This is a genomic window from Protofrankia sp. Cr1 (genome assembly GCF_963555865.1).
Lineage (GTDB): Bacteria > Actinomycetota > Actinomycetes > Frankiales > Frankiaceae > Protofrankia.
In genome coordinates this window covers 1-3670 of the sequence record NZ_CAUVXO010000511.1, presented here as the reverse complement: position 1 = coordinate 3670, position 3670 = coordinate 1, and the positions used below count along the sequence as shown (strand labels likewise).

The 3670-nt window shown below is 70.4% G+C and carries 3 protein-coding genes; all 3 read right to left on the bottom strand.

Going from position 1 to position 3670, the window contains the following annotated elements; all coding sequences use genetic code 11:
- The coding region (gene sppA / locus U9980_RS24785) for a signal peptide peptidase SppA (RefSeq protein ID WP_322770133.1) at positions 1-1536 on the bottom strand (1536 nt) is incomplete at its 3' end.
- A 131-nt stretch (positions 1537-1667) separates the two neighbouring features.
- Complete coding sequence (gene mazG, locus U9980_RS24780; RefSeq protein WP_322770132.1) at positions 1668-2819, bottom strand: nucleoside triphosphate pyrophosphohydrolase; 1152 nt, start codon at positions 2817-2819, stop codon at positions 1668-1670.
- A gap of 22 nt (positions 2820-2841) precedes the next feature.
- Positions 2842-3618 carry a SurA N-terminal domain-containing protein gene (locus U9980_RS24775; RefSeq protein ID WP_322770131.1) on the bottom strand — a complete coding sequence of 259 codons (777 nt, stop codon included), beginning with the start codon at positions 3616-3618 and terminating at the stop codon, positions 2842-2844.
- Positions 3619-3670: the final 52 nt, after the last annotated feature.

Sequence of the window (3670 nt, the reverse complement as noted above, 5' to 3'; positions counted from 1 at the left end):
AGAGAACCCGCCCAGCTCGTCGACCAGACCTCGGTCACGCGCGTCGGCGCCCGTCCAGACCCGGCCACGGGCGACCTCGTGCACAGCCTCGGGCGACATGCCCCGACCGGCGGCGACCTTGGCGACGAAATCGTCGTAGACCCGGTCGAGAAACTCCTCCAGCTTCGCCCGCTCGGACGGGCTGAACGCACGCTGCGGCGAGGTCATCAGCGCGTTCTCCCCCTCGGCGACCGCACCGAAGCGCACACCCATCTTGTCCAGGAGCTCCCGGACGACCTGCTTGCCGCCGAACACCCCGATCGACCCGGTGAGGGTCCCCGGGTTCGCCACGATCGCGTCCGCGCCGAGCGCGACGAAGTATCCGCCGGACGCGGCGACCGAACCCATCGACACCACGACCGGGCGGCCGCTCGCCTGGAACCGTTCGACCTCCCGACGGATCAGGTCGGAGGCCACATACGAGCCGCCGGGACTGTCGACACGGAACACGACCGCGGCGACATCATCGTCGCGGCCGGCGGCACGGAAGGCGGCGGTGAGCGCGTCCGAGGTCATGGCAGGACCAGCCAGCGGCGAGCGGCCCGGACGGCCGAGCACCACCGGTCCCGTCCCGTGGATGACAGCGATCACCCGACGCCGCTGCGACCGCGCCGGGCCCCGCGCGGACAGCGTGGCGACGCGCAGCCGGGATGCCTCCCGACGCACCGACGCACGCCGGTAGTGGGACAGGTACACCAGCGTCCCGCCCTCGCCTTCCCCGGCGTCAGGCACGGTCCGGCGGACGTGTGCACGGGCGGCGGCATACACCTCGTCCCGGTAACCCAACCGGTCGACGAGGCCCGCGCGCACTGCCTGCTCACCGGACAGCGGCGCGTTGTCGATCAGGTCACGGACCCGGTCCGGCGGCAGGTCACGCCCGGTGGCGATGCCATCAATGATCATAGCCAGGCTGGACGCGACGATCCGGCCGCTCGCCTCCAGGTGCGCGGCGGTGAAATCACGCTCGACGAACATGTTGACGGCGTTCTTGTACTCATGGCGCTGGCCGACCTGGATCTCAATCCCGAGCCGGTCCAGGGCGTCGCGCAGGAACGGCGTTTCCAGCGCCACCCCGGTAATGCCCAGATCCCCCGGCGGGGCAAGCCAGATCTCATCGAAGGCGGACGCGAGGTAATACGGGACGGTCCCGCCGCCGAACTCACCGAATGCATCCGAATAGGCAAAGGCGGTGCCACCGGCGTGCCGAAAAGCGATCACCGCGTCGCGGATCTCCTGAGCGCGCGCGAGCGGCATCCCACACGGGGCGATCCGCGCGATGAGCGTGGACGCGCGGCCATCATTGCCGGTCCGGCGCAGCCCGTCCACAATGGCGCGCAGGGACGGACGGCGACGCGTCAGGGCCGCGGCCACCGGGTCGGCGGGTACGCCCTCGGTCGGGTCGACGGTCAGGTCAAGCTCCAGGACGATCGGCGCGGACCGCCCGGCATACACCCGGTGGACGCTCGCCCATGCCTGCCGCGCAGTGCCTCCTGCCATGCCTCCTGCCATACGGTGAGGCTACGCGCATCAGCAGGTACTCTCATCGCGCCGGGATTGTGCCGGTACGGGGGATCAAGGGGCGGGACCAACCGGTGGTGCGCGGTCAACTGAGAGCGACCGGCAATTGACTATGCGGACGGCCAGTGGGCGCGCCAGGAGTCCGCGCCCGCGTCTCGCGGGTCAAGACCGGCGGCACGGATGGCCTCCTCGGTACCGGCGAGCGTGTCCCGGAACCGGCGGGCGGACGCCCGCAGTGCCGCCTCCGGATCGACCCCGGCCTGGCGCGCCAGCGTGACCGCGGCGAACAGCAGGTCGCCGATGGTGCGGTCCGCAGCCGTGGCCGGTGCGTCCGGCGGAGCGACCAGGCCTGCGATGATCTCGGCCGGAGACGACACCTGGCCCGCGCCGAGCACGAGCTCCTCGGGCACGCCGACCTTCGCCGCTCGTTTTTGCAGCTTCGCCGCCAACGCCAACGACGGCTGGGACAGGGGCACGCCCTCGGTGACCGACCGACGGCCCTTCTCGACATCCTTGATCTTGTCCCAGTTCGTCTCGACCGCGGCCGGGCCATCCACCGTCACCGACCCGAAGACATGGGGATGGCGGCGGACAAGCTTCTCGGTGAGGCCGGTCGCCACGTCGTCGACGTCCCAGGCCGCCGCGCTGCCGGCGCCCTCGGTCGCGATCCGGGCGTGGAACAGCACCTGCATGAGCACATCGCCGAGCTCCTCGCGCAGCTCGGCGTGGTTGCCGTCCTCGATCGCCTGAAACGCCTCGTAGGCCTCCTCCAGCAAGTAGGAGGCAAGGGACGTGTGGGTCTGCTGCGCGTCCCACGGGCAACCGCCGGGCGAGCGCAACCGGTCCATCACGGCGACCGCGTCCAGGAGCTTCGCCCCGGGCAGGTCACGCGAACCCTCGCGCGTCGAAACGGTGAGGTCCGGACCCGCCGATGTCGCGAGTGCGGCCAGCAGTTCCGCCTCGCCGACCACGTCCAGTGCGCCACCCGGTCCCAGATCGCCGGTCGGGGCGGCGAGCCACACCACGGGCCGGGACGGGTCGGCGCATGCGCGGCTACGCAGCTCCTCGGCGGATGCGGACGCATCCGTGCCCGTCAGGACCTCGACCGGTATGCCGGCCGCGGCGAGCACGTCGCGCTGCGGATGCACCGCCAACCCGCAGCAGACCGCGGATGCCGCCCGCAGCAGATCCCACGCGGCCAAGTCCAGCAGGCCGGGCGCGACCCGTGGGCTGGTCACCAGGACGACGATGCTCGCCGTCATGACCGAAGGGTCGGTATGCGGCTCACTGGGTCATCGCTGCTGTCTGGCCGAGCGGCTCCGGCGCCGGCGTGGTCGCGACCGAGCCGTCCGCGGCAACCACTGCCCGTTGGGATGCGGACCAGACACCAAACCTGGGGTTGATCAAAATTGCTTCCCGTTGCGAAATCTGGCGAAGCTCCGCCTCCACCGCCGCTGTCCGCTCCGTGGAGAGCTTTCGGATCAGGAACGGCTTGGCCTGGCCAAAACTCAGCGGGAGAGGGCCGAACCGGGCGACGGCCTGGTCGTAGAAGTTTCGGGCGTCCGCGTCGGAGGCGACGGAGTTCGGCGCGAGCCGGTCGGCAAACGCGAGCTCAAGAGCATCGGTCTGGACCAACACGCGTAGATCGTCACGAGCGAAACCGCCCTGTGCAGCCGCTTTTTCAAAAGCGGCGACACTGCCGTATTGGAGCACGCCGAGAGTCTGATAGTAGGAATCGATGTCCTGGCCGGTGACCGCCACCCCGAGCTGACGGGCCTCCTGCTGGGCAAGGTTGGCCGCGACGAGTAGAGTCAGCGCCCCGCGCTGAAGATCACTACGCTCGATCGGTGCCGCGGCCTGTCCGGTCTGGGGATCCTTAGCAGGTCCGGCCGCCTGGGTGGCGGCCATGCCGCGGTCGACAATTCCCCGCAGGGTCGACGTCTCGATCGTCTCGTCGCCGACCTGCGCGGCGGACCCCGCGTGAGTGGTACAGGCAGACGAGGTTAGGACGACCAGCACGACGCTGGCGAGAACACGGCGAACGGCCGACCGGGTCTTCACGGCTGTGACCGTATCGGCTCGCCGTCCACCGTGTACACGGGGACCCCATCAG

Coding starts and splice junctions, on each gene's coding strand:
- mazG (WP_322770132.1), bottom strand. CDS start 2,819: ATGACGGCGAGCATCGTCGTCCTGGTGACCAGCCCACGGGTCGCGCCC.